Annotated in this window: 21 protein-coding genes and 1 riboswitch; of the genes, 1 reads left to right on the top strand and 20 read right to left on the bottom strand. The window is 33.8% G+C overall.

What is annotated here, in order from left to right; all coding sequences use genetic code 11:
- Positions 1-2 precede the first annotated feature (2 nt).
- A riboswitch (TPP riboswitch) is annotated at positions 3-104 on the bottom strand.
- Between the two features lie 163 nt (positions 105-267).
- On the bottom strand, positions 268-999 hold the full coding sequence (locus AC2D8K_RS10000) for a transglycosylase family protein (RefSeq protein ID WP_002451646.1): 732 nt from the start codon (positions 997-999) through the stop codon (positions 268-270).
- Positions 1,000-1,414: 415 nt separating this feature from the next.
- A complete protein-coding gene (locus AC2D8K_RS09995; RefSeq protein ID WP_002451647.1) occupies positions 1,415-1,792 on the bottom strand; it encodes a single-stranded DNA-binding protein in 378 nt (125 codons plus the stop codon).
- Between the two features lie 187 nt (positions 1,793-1,979).
- On the opposite strand from AC2D8K_RS09995, the gene AC2D8K_RS09990 reads away from it, so the two are divergent.
- Complete coding sequence (locus AC2D8K_RS09990; protein ID WP_002451648.1) at positions 1,980-2,420, top strand: YwpF-like family protein; 441 nt, start codon at positions 1,980-1,982, stop codon at positions 2,418-2,420.
- Between the two features lie 46 nt (positions 2,421-2,466).
- Here AC2D8K_RS09990 and fabZ read toward each other — a convergent pair whose 3' ends face one another.
- The 18 genes from fabZ to AC2D8K_RS09900 all read right to left on the bottom strand — a co-directional run bounded on the left by fabZ (position 2,467) and on the right by AC2D8K_RS09900 (position 16,860).
- Entirely contained in the window at positions 2,467-2,907 is a 441-nt protein-coding gene (fabZ, locus tag AC2D8K_RS09985; RefSeq protein WP_002451649.1) for a 3-hydroxyacyl-ACP dehydratase FabZ, read from the bottom strand.
- 43 nt (positions 2,908-2,950) lie between these two features.
- Positions 2,951-4,216, bottom strand: coding sequence for a UDP-N-acetylglucosamine 1-carboxyvinyltransferase (gene murA / locus AC2D8K_RS09980; protein WP_484698584.1), 1,266 nt, complete (start codon positions 4,214-4,216; stop codon positions 2,951-2,953).
- Positions 4,217-4,327: 111 nt separating this feature from the next.
- Positions 4,328-4,561: a DUF1146 family protein gene (locus tag AC2D8K_RS09975; RefSeq protein WP_002451651.1), complete on the bottom strand. Its 234-nt coding sequence runs from the start codon at positions 4,559-4,561 to the stop codon at positions 4,328-4,330.
- Between the two features lie 151 nt (positions 4,562-4,712).
- Positions 4,713-5,117 carry a F0F1 ATP synthase subunit epsilon gene (locus AC2D8K_RS09970; protein ID WP_002451652.1) on the bottom strand — a complete coding sequence of 135 codons (405 nt, stop codon included), beginning with the start codon at positions 5,115-5,117 and terminating at the stop codon, positions 4,713-4,715.
- Positions 5,118-5,136: 19 nt separating this feature from the next.
- Positions 5,137-6,549, bottom strand: a complete 1,413-nt coding sequence (gene atpD, locus AC2D8K_RS09965; protein ID WP_002451653.1) for a F0F1 ATP synthase subunit beta — start codon at positions 6,547-6,549, stop codon at positions 5,137-5,139.
- A 21-nt stretch (positions 6,550-6,570) separates the two neighbouring features.
- On the bottom strand, positions 6,571-7,437 hold the full coding sequence (gene atpG, locus AC2D8K_RS09960) for an ATP synthase F1 subunit gamma (RefSeq protein WP_002451654.1): 867 nt from the start codon (positions 7,435-7,437) through the stop codon (positions 6,571-6,573).
- Positions 7,438-7,467: 30 nt separating this feature from the next.
- Positions 7,468-8,976 carry a F0F1 ATP synthase subunit alpha gene (atpA, locus tag AC2D8K_RS09955; RefSeq protein WP_002451655.1) on the bottom strand — a complete coding sequence of 503 codons (1,509 nt, stop codon included), beginning with the start codon at positions 8,974-8,976 and terminating at the stop codon, positions 7,468-7,470.
- Between the two features lie 22 nt (positions 8,977-8,998).
- Positions 8,999-9,538, bottom strand: a complete 540-nt coding sequence (locus AC2D8K_RS09950) for a F0F1 ATP synthase subunit delta (protein WP_002451656.1) — start codon at positions 9,536-9,538, stop codon at positions 8,999-9,001.
- Entirely contained in the window at positions 9,538-10,059 is a 522-nt protein-coding gene (locus AC2D8K_RS09945; protein ID WP_002451657.1) for a F0F1 ATP synthase subunit B, read from the bottom strand. The genes AC2D8K_RS09950 and AC2D8K_RS09945 overlap by 1 nt, the downstream gene beginning before the upstream one ends.
- A gap of 95 nt (positions 10,060-10,154) precedes the next feature.
- On the bottom strand, positions 10,155-10,367 hold the full coding sequence (gene atpE / locus AC2D8K_RS09940; RefSeq protein WP_001048816.1) for a F0F1 ATP synthase subunit C: 213 nt from the start codon (positions 10,365-10,367) through the stop codon (positions 10,155-10,157).
- Positions 10,368-10,407: 40 nt separating this feature from the next.
- Positions 10,408-11,136 carry a F0F1 ATP synthase subunit A gene (gene atpB, locus AC2D8K_RS09935; RefSeq protein WP_002451658.1) on the bottom strand — a complete coding sequence of 243 codons (729 nt, stop codon included), beginning with the start codon at positions 11,134-11,136 and terminating at the stop codon, positions 10,408-10,410.
- A gap of 25 nt (positions 11,137-11,161) precedes the next feature.
- Entirely contained in the window at positions 11,162-11,512 is a 351-nt protein-coding gene (locus tag AC2D8K_RS09930; RefSeq protein ID WP_002451659.1) for an ATP synthase subunit I, read from the bottom strand.
- Positions 11,513-11,676: 164 nt separating this feature from the next.
- Entirely contained in the window at positions 11,677-12,795 is a 1,119-nt protein-coding gene (wecB, locus tag AC2D8K_RS09925; protein ID WP_037552380.1) for a non-hydrolyzing UDP-N-acetylglucosamine 2-epimerase, read from the bottom strand.
- Between the two features lie 40 nt (positions 12,796-12,835).
- On the bottom strand, positions 12,836-13,465 hold the full coding sequence (upp, locus tag AC2D8K_RS09920) for a uracil phosphoribosyltransferase (protein ID WP_002451661.1): 630 nt from the start codon (positions 13,463-13,465) through the stop codon (positions 12,836-12,838).
- Between the two features lie 36 nt (positions 13,466-13,501).
- Positions 13,502-14,740: a serine hydroxymethyltransferase gene (gene glyA / locus AC2D8K_RS09915; RefSeq protein WP_002451662.1), complete on the bottom strand. Its 1,239-nt coding sequence runs from the start codon at positions 14,738-14,740 to the stop codon at positions 13,502-13,504.
- A gap of 22 nt (positions 14,741-14,762) precedes the next feature.
- Positions 14,763-15,287, bottom strand: coding sequence for a TIGR01440 family protein (locus tag AC2D8K_RS09910; protein ID WP_484698579.1), 525 nt, complete (start codon positions 15,285-15,287; stop codon positions 14,763-14,765).
- 92 nt (positions 15,288-15,379) lie between these two features.
- Positions 15,380-15,820 carry a low molecular weight protein arginine phosphatase gene (locus AC2D8K_RS09905; RefSeq protein ID WP_002451664.1) on the bottom strand — a complete coding sequence of 147 codons (441 nt, stop codon included), beginning with the start codon at positions 15,818-15,820 and terminating at the stop codon, positions 15,380-15,382.
- Positions 15,817-16,860, bottom strand: a complete 1,044-nt coding sequence (locus AC2D8K_RS09900) for an L-threonylcarbamoyladenylate synthase (RefSeq protein WP_484698577.1) — start codon at positions 16,858-16,860, stop codon at positions 15,817-15,819. Before AC2D8K_RS09900 ends, AC2D8K_RS09905 begins: the two co-directional genes overlap by 4 nt.
- Positions 16,861-17,007 lie beyond the last annotated feature (147 nt).

Raw genomic sequence — 17,007 nt, 5'->3', positions numbered from 1 at the left:
GTTAATATGTTACACTACTTTCCTCCGTTAGTACTAACCAAATCAGGTTTTAAGGGTCTGAATTAAATTCATCTCAGCCTTTATAGGCGCCCCTAGTAGTTCTATTTTTAATCATTTTCAATTATTACAATAGCAAATGTAACACATAAATTCAATTATTAAAAAATGTATAACAATATACCTTTTAATAAACATATAACTAAGTCAAACTATTTACCAACTAAAAAAACACCCTATCTAATGATAGGATGTTTAATAAAAATTAAATTATGCAGTTACCCATTGGCTTGGGCCAGCTGTATCGTATAATTTTTGAGCTGCTGCGTCTTGAACATGTTCAGGAGCGCTAGAAGCTGGTTGACCTTTGTACTCAGCTGGAGCTACTGAATCCCATGTAGATTGTAAGAATTGATACTTACCTGAAGCACCTGTTGATGGGTTTGTAGCGTGGATGTCGCCACCTGATTCACGTTGTGCGATTTGTTTTAAGTGATCATTTACGTTTACTGATGAACCACTTGAAGCTTCACTTGAGCTTGACTCATTGTTTGAAGTAGTAGCTTCTTGTTGTGGTTGTTGAGTTTGCTCAGTTTGTGGAGCTGAAACTTGTTCAGGTTGAGCTGAGTTTGATTGTTGTTGGTTACTTACTTCTTCTGCAGAAGTTTGGTTAGTTGATGCTGAAGCTTGTTCACTTACATCTTGTTGTGGTTGAGCTTGAGTATTTGAAGCTTCATTTGATTGACCAGATTGGTGGAAATACCATGAGAAGTTTGTACCATCTGATTCAAAATGATATGTGAAACCATTATAATCGAATGTATAGTTATAAGCGCCTTCTTGGATAGGGCTTTCATTTAATGATTGATCATTTGATTGTGCTTTTTGAGCTAATTCAGCTTCGTTGATATTTGCTTCACTTGCATGTGCGTCGTGTCCAGCGTTACCTGCTACAACGCCTAATCCTACTGCTAATGATGATGCGATAATTGTCTTTTTCATTATTAAAAAATCCTCCTAAAAGTGATTTGTTTTCTTTAACTAATTTACAAATACAACTTTAACATCTATAAATACACTGCAGGTTACAGCCAAATAAAAAAGGAAGCCTTTTTTTTACGTCCTAATTACATCGTTTAGAGGTGTAATATTAATATATATACCTTTTGAAAACTGCCATGACAGTTTATAAAGGTTATATATCTGTGATATGTATGTAATAGAAATGAAATCTATCAGATAATTCTGACGCAAATATGTCATTTTTAAAGTAAAATATGGATACAAAAACGACCTTTTTCTATTTAAAAAAATTAAAAAAGGTCGCTTGAGTATAATTGAAAGATGATAATTTATATTAAGATAGGATAAAAGTATAAATAATTGGGAGTTATTGAATAATTAATGGCTGTCTAACCTATATGAAGCATTCATTTTGTGCTTCATTATATTCATTAGAGAGGATATTGGATTCTTTTGTCTTAGAGGACATAAATTTAATTGTTTCTACATAAATTTCAGTTACAAAATGTGTCTGATTATCTTTTTCATACTTACGTGATCGCATTTGGCCAGTAATACCTACTAAAGATCCTTGAGATGTAAACTTTTCAATATTCGTAGCTGTTTTCCCAAAGGCTTTGCAATATAGATAATCGCATGCGATTTCATTATTCTGATCTTTATAATTTCTTTCCGTAGCAACGCAAAATGTTGCTACTTTACTACCTTCCTCCTTTTCATAAATTTGGGCATCCTTTGTAAGTCTACCAACTAAAACTATTTTATTTAACATGTGTCACCTCCTCTTAAGTTATATAATAATCACATCTCTTTATACCGTCAAAAAGCTATTTTATCGAAAGATATAGCTATTCACCCTTCATATTTGATATATTTAAAGAAAATAATCAATATTTAAATCAGTTGATTAATAATAAATCACTTTTTGTAAATATATAAATAAATGGGATGTGGACTTTATGAAGACATTTAAAGCTGTACGTTTTCAAATTGTAAGTGAAAATGGCGGTGTAACCGAATATGAATTAGAAGATGGCGTGATTATAAATAAGGAAGGTAGTGGAACAGGATGGCTTTTAGAAATTGTCATTTCTAATGAACACTATCATACATTTAAAGATTATATGGATAGTGATCAATTGTTAGATATACGTGTGGTCATAACAAGACCTGCCAATGATCCAGCATTATTTGATGCTACTGTGAAAAGTGTAACTCAGTTTGAAAAGACTATGTCAATAGTATTCGAATGTCATATTTATACCCTTAGACAAGTCTACGCAGAAAGCTTACTAGAAGAATTAGTAGATGATGGGCTAACTGGTGAAGAACTAAAGAAAACATTTAACCGTATGATGCAATCTAAGCCTAAACTTAAAGATGAAAAATTCGAGAGGTAAATTCAAAAACCTACACTCATGTTCAAACATGAGTGTAGGTTTTGTTTTACTTAGCATCTTGAATTGCAAAAGTTAATTCACAACTACATGCTAATTGACCATCTACTGTTGCTTTAGCAGTACCTTTACCAATTGGTCCTTTAATTTTTGTTATTTCTACTTCTAACATAAGTGTATCACCAGGAGTTACTTGTCTTTTAAAACGACATTTATCTATACCTGCAAAAAGCGCAATCTTACCTTTATTTTCTTCACTATTTAACATAGCCACTGCACCAGTTTGGGCCAATGCTTCTGTAATTAATACACCAGGCATTACAGCATAATCTGGAAAATGCCCTTGGAAGAATGGTTCATTACCTGAAACTTGTTTTAATCCCACACAACGTTTACCTTCTTCGTATTCTACAACTCTATCTATCAGTAAAAATGGTTGTCTATGTGGTATGATTTGTTTGATTTGATTATAATCGAAAATTGTTTCCATGATGTTTAACCCTCCAAGTTTGAACAAAAGTTAATACTTTAAATTAATCATTAATACGTTCGATATTAGCACCTAATGATTTTAATTTACCATGTAAATCTACATAACCTCTATCTAAATGTTTTAATTCAGTAACTTGAGTTGTACCTTCAGCTACTAAACCAGCTAATATTAGTGCCGCTGCCGCTCTTAAATCAGTTGCTTTGACTTGTGCACCTTGTAAATCACTCTTACCTTCGATTTTAGCACTTCTACCTTCAACGTCGATATTAGCGTTCATTCTACGGAACTCTGCAACATGCATAAATCTGTTTTCAAAAACTGTTTCTGTAATTACTTTATGGCCATTGGCAGTTAATAATAATGCTATCATTTGAGATTGCATATCTGTAGGGAAACCAGGGTGCGGTAATGTTTTTACGTCTACAGGTTTTAAATCTCCTTCAGCAGATACACGAATACCATCTTCTTGATAATCTAATTTGACGCCCATTTCTTCTAACTTATAAACTAAGCTAGACATATGTTCTTTAATAGCACCACGAACAAAAATATCTCCTCGTGTAATTGCACCAGCGATAAGTAAAGTACCCGCTTCAATTCTATCTGGAATAATAGAATGCTCTACACCTGTTAAATATTCAACACCGTGGATTGTAATAGTGTCAGTTCCAGCACCCATAATTTTTCCGCCCATTTCATTTATATAATTAGCTAAATCAACAATTTCAGGTTCTTTAGCAGCATTTTCTAATACTGTTTTACCGGATGCTAATGACGCTGCCATAATTAAGTTTTGAGTTCCACCTACACTTGGGAAGTCCAAATGAATTGAAGCACCTTTTAAACCATCTTTTGCATTTGCATAAATGTTTCCATTTTCTAAATGTATTTCAGCTCCTAGTGCCTCGAAACCTTTGATATGTTGCTCAATTGGACGACTTCCAATCGCACAACCACCTGGTAATGCTACTATTGCATGTCCTAAACGTGCCAATAAAGGACCCATAACTAAAATACTTGCACGCATCTTACTTACATATTCATACGGTGCCTCTTCATTTAAAGTTTTTGTAGCATCTACTACAACTGCATTTTCATCTTTTTTATATGTAACATCTGCATTTAATGTTGATAATACATTATTAATTGTTTCTACGTCACTTAATGCAGGTACATTAACTAATTTACTTGTACCTTTAGAAGCTAATAGTGAAGCTGTTAATACAGGTAAAACTGCATTTTTAGCACCTTCTACTTTAACTTCGCCTTTTAATTGGTTACCACCATTAATTACTATTTTATCCATCTTAAATCCTCCACTTAAATCTCCTAGTTATTTACATTTCCCTACTATATAAAATCTATTATTCATTAATATATTATATCCGTTTTTCAATATGAAAAAACCAAAAACGCACTATTTCATTATATATTTTAATTGAGTGGAAAACTGTAATAAATCAATTATGAAATTACTCACACTCGTTCCCAACATGATAGCTATAAATATCATACAAATTTGAACTTGTGTAGCATAACCTTTTTTAAAAAATTGGTCTAGACGAATTGCATTTAATGCCCAATATGCAATACATATACATATCACATGTAATACCAAATGTATGATTGCAAACTGTCCAAGATAATCCATAGTTAACTCCTTAGAATTGATTACTGTATAACATTGTACATGAAAAAAGTTAATAATGATACTACAATTAACTGCAAATAATGGAAGATTTATATGTATAGTAAAAGGCTTGGAAACACCACATCTGGTCAATTTCCAAGCCTTTTATCATTTATTTAAGTTCAGCCACACGTAAACGGTTATTTGCTCGTTCTAACGCTCTTTTGGCTCTATTAATGTCACTATTATCATCATCATTATCTAAATGCGATTCTGCTCTTGATTTAGCTAATTTAGCTCTTTCAACATCAATTTCAGTAGCAGTTTCAGCTGTTTGGACAATAATTGATAGTTGATGTTGTCTAACTTCTACAAACCCATCACTAACTGCTATATATTCATTTCCATTATGAAAATTTACTTTGACATAGCCAGTCTTTAATGCAGAAACGGTTGGAATGTGTCCATTCATCACACCCATTTCGCCAGCTGTAGTTTGTAAAACAGCTAGTTCTACATCATCTCGTTCATAGACAGAACCATTAGGAGTGACAATATTTAGGCTTAATGTATTCATTATCCATACCTCCTAATTATTAGACTTCAACACCCATGTCTTTAGCTTTCGCAATAACGTCTTGCATGCTACCTACTAAGCGGAATGCATCTTCCGGAATATGATCATATTTACCTTCTAAGATATCTTTAAAGTCCGCTACAGTTGTTTTAACAGGAACGTAAGATCCTTTTTGTCCAGTGAACTGTTCTGCCACGTGGAAGTTTTGTGATAAGAAGAATTGAATTCTACGTGCACGTTCTACAGTTTGTCTATCTTCTTCAGATAATTCATCCATACCAAGAATTGCAATGATATCTTGTAATTCTCTGTATTTTTGTAATGTAGATTGAACGCCACGAGCAACTTCATAATGCTCTTGACCAACAATAGATGGTTCTAATGCTCTAGAAGTTGATGCTAATGGGTCTACTGCCGGATAAATACCCATTTCAGTTAACTTACGCTCTAAATTTGTAGTTGAGTCTAAGTGTGCAAAGGCAGTTGCTGGAGCTGGGTCAGTATAGTCATCGGCAGGTACGAATACTGCTTGGATAGATGTTACAGAACCTTTATTTGTAGATGTAATACGTTCTTGTAATTGACCCATTTCAGTTGCTAATGTTGGTTGATAACCAACCGCTGAAGGCATACGACCAAGTAATGCAGATACCTCAGAACCAGCTTGTGTAAATCTGAAAATATTATCGATGAATAAAAGTACGTCTTGCCCTTGTTCATCACGGAAGTATTCAGCCATAGTTAAACCAGATAAAGCTACACGCATACGTGCACCAGGTGGTTCATTCATTTGTCCGAATACCATCGCTGTTTTCTTAATTACACCACTATCACTCATTTCATAGTATAAATCATTACCTTCACGAGTACGTTCACCTACACCCGCGAATACTGAAATACCACCATGTTCTTGTGCAATATTGTTAATTAATTCTTGAATTAAAACGGTTTTACCTACACCGGCACCACCAAATAGTCCAACTTTACCACCTTTAATGTATGGTGCTAATAAGTCTACTACTTTAATACCTGTTTCAAGAATTTCTACTTCAGTAGATAATTCATCGAAACCTGGTGATTGTCTATGGATTGGATCACGACGTACTGAATCATCAATTTTCTCTTCTAAGTCAATTGTTTCACCTAGTACATTAAATACTCTTCCAAGCGTTTCATCGCCAACAGGTACACTAATATCTTTACCTGTGTCTTTAACATCCATGCCTCTTTGAACACCATCAGTTGAATCCATTGCAATTGTACGTACAACATCATCACCTAATTGTAGTGCAACTTCTAATGTTAAGTTTAACGTTCCGTCTTCTTTTGGAACTTCAATAATAAGGGCATTATTAATATCAGGGACTTCGTTATGTTCAAAACGAACATCAATGACAGGACCCATAACTTGAGTTACACGGCCAATTCCCATGCTATTTTCCTCCTTTTAATTTTATTCAAGTGCTGCTGAACCACCAACAATTTCAGTGATTTGTTGCGTGATAGCTGCTTGTCTAGCTCTGTTATATTCTAATGATAAGTCATCAATAAGTTCTGTAGCATTATCAGACGCATTTTTCATTGCTGTCATACGTGAAGCATGTTCACTTGCCTTCGCGTCTAATATCGTACCGTATATTAAGCTTTCTACATATTGCGGTAAGATAACACTTAAGATAGATTCTTTATCAGGTTCAAATTCATATGTAGAAATATGACCATGACCTTGACTTGAATCTTCTTGAGATAATGGAAGAACCTTTTTAGTAGTAGGTTTGTTTTCTAACACACTTACATAATGACTATAATATATATTTAACTCATCAATATTTTCTTCACTGTATAAATCAATTGCATGTTTTGCAAGAGCTTGAATAGATTTAAATGAAGGTTGGTCTGGTAAATCAACTAGTGAACTTTCGATTTCATAACCACGTGTTTTTAGGAAATCAACACCTTGTTGACCTAATACCACAATACTATATTCACTACTATCATTATGCTTTTGTTTGATGTCAGTTACTAATCTTTTAAGTACATTAGCACTGTACGCACCAGCTAAACCTTTATCACTTGTGATAACAAGATAACCACTACGTTTTACATCTCTTTCTTTAAGCATAGGATGGCTAGAACTTTTATTTGATCCAGCTACAGCTGTAATAGCATCTTGCATTTTATCCATATAAGGCTTGAATTGTTTAGTATTTTTCTCCGCTCTACGTAATTTAGAACTTGATACCATGTTCATCGCCTTAGTAATTTGCTTCATCTTTTTGGTTGATTTTATACGTGTATCTATTTCTTTTAAAGAACCCACTATCTCACCACCTTTAATTACTATTCTTTATTATTCAGATTTACTAAAACTTTTTTTGAATTCCGTAATTGCAGTATCAAATTTATCAGCATCTGGTAAGCCACCAGTTTCTCTGATTTCTGATAATAAATCAGTTGCATTTGAAGCTGCCCAGTGGTTTAGTTCGTCTTCAAAACGAGTAATATCTTCAACTGGAATATCGTCTAAATATCCTTTTGTTAATGCGAAGATGATTAATATTTGATTTTCAACAGGAAGTGGTTTGTTTTGATCTTGTTTTAAGATTTCAACTGTACGTTTACCACGCTCTAATTTTCTAGCTGTGAATTCATCTAAATCAGAACCAAATTGAGCAAATGATTCTAATTCTCTATAAGAAGCAAGGTCTAATCTTAAAGTACCCGCAACCTTCTTCATAGCTTTAATTTGTGCTGAACCACCAACACGTGATACTGATTGTCCAGCGTTAATCGCAGGTCTTACACCTGAGAAGAATAAGTCAGATTGTAAGAAAATTTGACCATCAGTAATTGAAATAACGTTTGTTGGAACATAAGCAGAAATGTCTCCAGCCTGAGTTTCAATGATAGGTAACGCTGTAATAGATCCTCCGCCTAAGTCATCGTTCAATTTAGCTGCTCTTTCAAGTAATCTACTATGTAGGTAGAAAACATCACCTGGATACGCTTCACGACCTGGAGGTCTACGTAATAATAATGAAAGTTCACGGTAAGCTGATGCTTGTTTAGTTAAGTCATCATACACGATTAATACGTGCTTACCATTAAACATGAACTCTTCACCCATTGTTACACCTGCATATGGTGCAATGTATAGTAATGGAGCAGGTTCTGCTGCTGATGCTGAAACAACGATTGTGTAATCTAAAGCTCCAGCTTGTCTTAATTTTTCAACGTTCGCTCTTACTGTTGAATCCTTTTGACCAATTGCAACATAGATACAAATTGTATCTTCAGTTTTTTGGTTTAAAATTGTATCAATTGCGATTGTTGTTTTACCAGTTTGACGGTCACCGATGATTAACTCACGTTGACCACGACCAATTGGTACTAATGCATCAATTGCTTTAATACCAGTTTGTAAAGGTTCATCAACTGACTTACGATCCATAACTCCAGTTGCTTTCTTCTCTACTGGTCTAGTTTTAGTAGCATTGATTGGACCTTGTCCATCAATTGGTTGACCTAATGGATTTACTACTCGTCCAATAAGTTCCTCACCTACTGGTACTTCCATAATACGTCCAGTACGTTTAACTTCGTCCCCTTCACTAATTTCAGTGTATGGTCCTAAGATAACCACACCAACATTAGATTCTTCAAGGTTTTGTGCTAAACCAAGCACGCCGTTTTGGAATTCTACTAGCTCACCAGCCATAACGTCGTTTAGTCCGTGAATTAATGCGATACCATCACCAATTTGTAATACTGTACCTACATCTGTAACGGACATTTCTGACTCATAATTCTCAATTTGTGAGCGAAGTAATGCACTGATTTCTTCAGCTTTTATGGCCATCTATGTCACTCCTCTTTATTAATTAGTTAGCTCTTTTAAATTTACGTTGTAATTGAACAAGATCATTTTTAACACTGCCATCCATAACAGTCGTGCCGACCTTAACTCTAAAACCACCAATTAAGTCTTGATTAATTTTAGTATTCACAATTACTTTAGATAAGTTTGTTTGTTGTTTAACTAGTTCAACGATTTTAGAAATTTCATCATCGTTTAAATCATAAGTAGATTCTATTAATGCGAAATCTTGATTATTATGTTGATTATACTGAGATTGAAAAGCTTTAAATACATCTTCAATATATGAAATATGACGATTTTCGGCTAATACTTTTAACATGTTAACAATATATTGATTAGCGTCACCATAAACATTTTCTACAAAACTTTGACGTTTTTGTAATGTTAATTTCGGATTACTATCAATAGCTTTTAAGTCTTTAATATAATCGAAAGAGGAATGACTAATTACTTCCAATTCCTCATAAATATTATCTAATTGATTTGTATCTGCAGAAACATCGAATAATGCCTTTGCGTATTTATCAGCGATTTTTGCCATTATTTATCGCCTGCCTCTTTTAGATACTTTTCAACTAATTCTTTTTGATCTTGCTCTGAAATTTCTTTTCTAAGAACCTTAGAAGCAATTAAAACAGATAGTTCTGATACTTGATTATTGATATCTGCAATTGCACGTTCTTTTTGACTATTAATTTCACTTTGAGCTGTTTCAATCATGCCGTTAGCTCTCACATTAGCTTCATGAATGATTTCTTCATGTTGTTTACGAGCTTGAACTTTCGCATCTTCTAGAATTCTTTGAACTTCATCTTGAGTTTCTTTAAGTGTCTGTTTATTTTCTTCTTCAAGTTTTTGTGCATTTAATTTAGCTTGTTCAGCATCGTCGATATCTTTGTTAATATCACGTTCACGTTTGTCCATTACTTCTTTTAATGGACCCCAAGCAAACTTTTTCAATAACGCTAATAGGATAATAAAAGTAACGATTTGTACAATTACAGTACCCCACTCAACGCCTGAAGCTGCACCAATAACGAACATATTAGCTGTTGCAGTCACGGGATCATGACACTCCTTTCGTCAAAATAATCATTAAGCAATAAAAAATAAAACGAACGGCGAGAGTCTAATAGACTTCGCCTTAAATAAATGTCTTATCCAGCAAATGTCATGAATGCAATTACAACACCGATGATAGGTAAAGCCTCAACTAAACCAACACCAATGAACATAATACCCATTAATTGACCACGAGCTTCTGGTTGACGTGCTACACCTTCTACTGTTCTAGAAACGATAAGACCGTTACCAATACCTGCACCTAATGCTGATAAACCAATTGCGATTGCCGCTGCGATTAAATTCATAATAAATTTTCCTCCTAAGATTGTATATAATTTTTAAAATTTAGTGTCCATCTGCCACTTTATGTGACATGTAAACCATTGAAAGCATAATGAAGATATATGCTTGGATTGAACCTACAAAGATTGAGAATCCTTGCCAAACAATTAAACCAGGAATACCAATGATCCAACCCCAAGCTGGTTGATTTGTTACAAGTCCAGCTAATAGGCTAAGTAATAACTCACCTGCAAAGATATTACCATATAAACGTAGTCCAAGTGTTAGGGTTGAAGTAAATTCTTCAAAGACGTTTATAATTGCAAGTGGCCAAAACGGTTGAATGTAACCTTTAAAATAATTCTTAGTACCACGCATTTTAATACCATAAAAATGTGTTAAAAGAATTACTGTTGTAGACAATGTCAATGTAACTGTTGCATCAGCTGTCGGTGATTTCCACCATAAATAGTGGTCTTTAGTTACAATTGAGAATGGTAAACCTAGCATGTTTGCAATAAAGATGTATAAAATCAAAGTCACTGCTAAGAAGTGAAAATGTCCACCTTTTTTCCATGCCATATTACCTTCAATGATTCCTCTAACAAAGTCAAAAATCCATTCAATGAAATTTTGTTTGCCAGTTGGTCGTTTCTTCAGATTGCGTGTGCAAATAATAGCTAATAGAAAAACGATCACTGCAGTAATTAGCACCATCATTACACTTGCCATGTTAAAAACAAGGTCAAAGCCGAAAACATCCCAACTTACTTTCGGATGTTTATGATCCATATTCTCACCTCTTTCGTATTGAATTTTACTCCCTATTAAGTAGAGGGCGACATATGATTACAATATAAGAAATCATTAGCCCTATTAACACCCCGATGATATTGATGTGATCTTTAAAGAAAAACCAAATTGAACACACAACTATAGCGACTAAATATCTCCACATGTTGCCTGTAGATATATGATTAGTATCTGCTTTCTGTGCGTGGAATAAATAACTCTCAAAGATGTATGTATTGATTAAAGAACCACATGTGCCAATAATCAATCCAAGTAAAAATGGATGAGGTGAAAAGAGATACAATATACCTAATAATATCAATAAATAAAGATAATATTGTATATATTGTTTAAAAATGATGTAGAAACGACCCATTTGTTTGCCTCCGAGTGTCTTATACAATCATGTAAACCGTTCCACTCATACAATCTAAATGATAATATAGTGGCCACAACGGTGTCAATTCTATTCAAATTGTTGTTAAATTTTAAGGCAAAATTGTCACAAATTGGCCACATTTAAACGGTATACATTTTTTATTAATTGAAATCTGTTGGTTTTTCCTTTGTTAAATTAAAATAATACTTTATATGATTCACTATTCTTTCAGAAGATTTACCATCTCCGTATGGATTTTTAGCATTACACATGCATTGATAGGCTTGCTGATCTTCTAAAAGTTGCTTAGTTTCTTTATAGACATTATCTAATGACGTACCTACTACTTTTAATGTGCCAGCATCAACGCCTTCAGGTCTCTCAGTATTATCTCTTAAAACTAATACCGGTTTGTGTAATGAAGGTGCCTCTTCTTGAATACCACCAGAATCTGTAAGAATTATATATGCTTGTTTAGCAAAATTATGAAAATCTAACACATCTAATGGTTCAATGAGTTCTATTCTTTCGTGATTCCCTAAAATTTCTTGAGCGATGTTTCTAACTTTAGGATTCATATGAACTGGATATACAACTACTAATGCTTTATCTTCTTCCACAAGTTTTCGAACAGCCTTAAAAATATTTTCCATTGGCTCTCCAAGATTTTCTCTACGATGAGCAGTTAGTAACAAAATTTTCTTGTTTTTGTGCTTTTCAAGTATCTCAGATTGATAATCATCATTAACTGTATAATTCAAAGCGTCAATTGCAGTATTTCCAGTCACTACAACTGTTGTTTCTTTCTTACCTTCATCTAACAGATGCTTTTTGGCATTTGAGGTAGGTGCAAAATGAATATCAGAAAGTACACCTACCATTTGTCTATTCATTTCCTCAGGATATGGTGAATATTTGTCAAAACTTCTCAAACCTGCTTCAACATGGCCAATCGGTACTTGATTATAAAATGCTGCTAAACTTCCTGAAAATGTAGTTGCTGTATCTCCATGAACTAATACCATATCAGGATTAATACGCTTGATTATTGACTCTAATTCCATCATAGCTTTTGATGTAATTTCTGAAAGTGTCTGACCTTCTTTCATGATATTTAAGTCATAATCAGGTTGTATATCAAATGTGTTTAATACAGAATCTAACATTTCTCTATGTTGTGCTGTAACGACTACACATACTTCTAATTGATTATCATTTTCTATTGCTTTGACTAGTGGCGCCATCTTGATAGCTTCCGGTCTAGTCCCAAAGATTGTCATAATTTTTTTCTTCAAACGTATCTATCTCCGTTTTCATTATCTATTTAGTACCAAATAATCTATCTCCTGCGTCACCTAATCCTGGTGTGATATAAGCTTTATCATTAAGTTTCTCGTCTAAAGCAGCAATATAAATATCAACATCATCATGTGCTTCTTTCATTTTTTCTACACCTTCTGGTGCTGCTATTAAACACATAAAACGAATATTTTTGGCCCCTTTGTTTTTTAATGAAGTAATAGCCTCAATGGCAGAAGCTCCAGTAGCTAACATAGGATCTACAACAATAATTTCACGTTCATCAATATCTTGAGGCATTTTAGAGAAGTATTCTACCGCTTCAAGAGTTTCGGGATCTCTATAAAGTCCAATATGGCCTACTCTAGCTGCTGGTACTAAACTTAAAATACCTTCTGTCATACCTAATCCTGCTCTTAATATAGGTACAATAGCTAATTTTTTACCTGCTAAACGTTTAGCTGTCATTTTAGTTACAGGTGTTTCAATTTCAACATCTTGTAACTCTAAATCTCTTGTTACTTCGTAAGCCATAAGCATGCCCACTTCATCAACTAGTTCTCTAAACTCTTTCGTTCCTGTATGAGCCTCACGAATATAACTTAATTTATGTTGTATTAATGGATGATCAAATACATGTACTTTACTCATTTTCATTTCCTCCAATATTCTAAAAATCCCTTAATATTATTGATATAAAGGATATTGTTCAGTTAAAGCTAAAACACGTGATTTTGCTTCATTTAACTTAGTTTCATCTTCATGATTTTTTAATGCTAAACTAATAATTTTAGCAACCTCTTCAAACGCTGCTTCATCAAATCCACGCGTAGTGGCTGCTGGTGTTCCTAATCTAATACCACTTGTTACAAAAGGTTTCTCTTGATCAAACGGGATAGTATTTTTATTACAAGTGATTCCAACTTTATCAAGTGTTTCTTCCGCTACTTTACCAGTGATATTCACAGAACCTTTAACATCTACAGCTATTAGGTGATTATCAGTACCACCTGATACAATTCTAAAACCTTCTTTAGATAATGCTTCTGCAAATGCTTTGGCATTTTTAATCACTTGATTTTGATATACCTTGAAATCATTATGTAACGCTTCACCGAAAGCAACTGCTTTTGCAGCAATCACATGCTCAAGTGGTCCGCCTTGGATACCTGGGAACATAGTTTTATCAATTGCCTTTTTGTATTCCTCTTTACAAAGAATCATTCCTCCACGTGGTCCACGTAAAGTTTTATGCGTTGTTGTTGTCACAAAGTCAGCATATTCGACAGGATTTTGATGTAACCCTGCAGCTACTAACCCTGCAATGTGTGCCATATCCACCATTAATTTAGCGCCTACTTCATCAGCGATTTCTTTGAATTTTTTAAAATCAATTTGTCGAGAATAAGCAGATGCACCTGCAACGATTAATTTAGGTTTATGTTCAATGGCTAACTTACGTACTTCATCATAATTAATAAGTTCTGTATCTTTATCTACGCCATATTCAACAAAATGATATGATTTACCACTAAAGTTTACTGGAGATCCATGAGTTAAATGACCACCATGACTTAAGTTCATACCTAAAACTGTATCTCCATAGTCTAAAGCTACTAAATATACAACCATATTTGCTTGAGATCCTGAATGTGGTTGCACATTGACATGTTCAGCACCAAATAGTGCTTTAGCACGATCAATAGCAACTGATTCAGTTACATCTACAAACTCACAACCACCATAATAGCGACGACCTGGATAGCCCTCAGCATATTTATTGGTTAATACTGAACCCTGTGCTTCCATAACAGCTTCAGAAACAAAGTTTTCTGATGCAATTAACTCAATATTATTATTTTGTCGATTAAACTCTTGCTCAATGGCTTCAAAAATTACTTTATCTTGCTTTTCGATGTAAGACATATAAACCCCTTCTTTCAACTAATTAATTATACTTTGCACGTTCGCCACCAATTTTCTTAGGTCTAGATGTCGCAATGGTAACGATTGCTTCCCCAACTTGCTTTACACTTGTTCTAACCGGTACGCAAACATGTTGAATATGCATACCTATTAATGTTTGACCTATATCTATACCTTTAGGCACGGTGATATGTTCAACAACGATTGGGTCTTCCATATGTTGATATGCATAAGTTGCTAAACTACCGCCTGCATGAACATCTGGAACAACAGTAACTTCTTCCATTGTCAGTGGATTAAAATCGGATCTTTCAATGGTGATTGCTCTATTGATATGTTCGCATCCTTGAAATGCAAACGAAACCCCTGTTTGTAATTTAATTTCGTTTAAATCATTAAATATTGACTCAGCTACCTCCATTGACCCTACTGAACCAATGCATTCACCTAACACTTCAGAAGTTGAACAACCAATCAAACATATTTCACCTTCATTAAAAAATGACATCGCTTTTAATTCTTTTAACAACATTGAAAAATCTTGCATTTAAAACCCACCCCCTTAAAATATAAAAAAGGAACATAGCAAACTTGCTATACTCCCTTATTATAACGTATTTAAAGCGTAACATATACTAATTATATATAATTCTCTTGCAGATCTTTTGGATTAATTTTACTAATTAAGTCATAAATTTGTTTATAAGTATTCAAATAAATCTTTTTATCCCCACCATATGGATCATTAACTTCAGATTCGTCACCTACAAATTCGATTAAAGTAAATATATTTGTAACTGAACCATATTGCGATTTCAAAATTGCTTTATGTGATTGTGACATGGTTAAAATAAGATTTGCTTCAATATCTTTTTCAGAAAAAGATTGTGTTAATGATGGCTGTGGTAATTCTTGTTCATGTATGATTTCTTCTGACAGTTTTGAAATCGGTTGATGATCTAAAGCAAATATACCTCTTGATTCTACTGTAATATTTTCATTTTTAAATAAAGATTTTGCTATACTTTCAGCCATTGGACTTCGGCAGGTATTGCCTGTACAAACAAAAATCACTTTCATAATGACGCCTCTTTCACAATATTATTTCCAGCAGCTTTCAACATGCGATTCATAATCGCTTCAGATTGATCACTTTCATCAAATCCGTAAATATATGCGTGAGTGATATCTGCACGTTGATCAATTTCATGCAAAATACTATAAAGTAAATGATTGGCTTGTTTAATATCTGTTACATTGTCACATAATTTTATATATATCGCTTCTTTAGGTAGAAAATGTGACAAACTATCAGGCACTACAAACGCCACCTGTTTCCATTTATTATGGTCTAGAATTTTTTTGTTTAATTCTTTTAAAATGGTTACTGGGGTATCTGGTGAATAATGCTTGTATTTCATTCCTGGTGCAATGGGTTGAGAAGCTTCATTATAATTTGATGCCTCTATGCAATTGGGAAGTACGTTTTCAATCATTTTCTTAGTTATTGAACCTGGACGTGCAATTCTAAACGGGTATTGTGTACAATCCAACACTGTACTTTCCAAACCTTCTTCACTTTGATCACCATTAATAATCCCATCAATTCTACCATTCAAATCTTGGAATACATGTTCAAACGTTGTTGGGGAAGGTCTACCACTAATATTAGCACTTGGCGCTGCAATTGGTTTATCAATATGTTGTAATACACTTCTGCCAATGGGGTGGCTTGGCATTCTCACTGCAATTGAATTCAAACCACCAGTTACTTTTGGGCACAGATAACCTGACTTGAAAGGTAATATAAATGAAATAGGTCCCGGCCAAAATGCTTCCATTAAACTCTGAACCTTAGGCTCTAATGTATCGACAAAATCATTCATCTGCGACATATCATGGATATGTACAATTAATGGATTATCAGACGGTCTGCCTTTTGCTTCGTAAATGTGACTAACAGCTTCTTGATTAGTAGCGTCTGCACCTAACCCGTATACTGTTTCGGTTGGTAATGCAACTAAACCACCGTTTAATACTGTGTCTTTAATTTCCAATACGTCTGTACTTTGTAGAATATCATTTCTGTATGTTCTTAAATCCCAAATTTTGGTTTCCACTTTTCTTTTACACCTCTCTTTCTTTGATTAACAAAACATAAAGGTGGGATAACTTATCATCTTTCAATATTCAATTGAAAGAAAGCCCATTCCCACCCGATAGCTATGTTAAATACATTTAAGAATTTAATAATTAAAAGTAATCCA

The sequence above is a fragment of the Staphylococcus sp. 510 genome, assembly GCF_057219715.1.
Note: the sequence above shows the minus strand (reverse complement) of the source record. Positions and strands in the feature narration are given on the sequence as shown.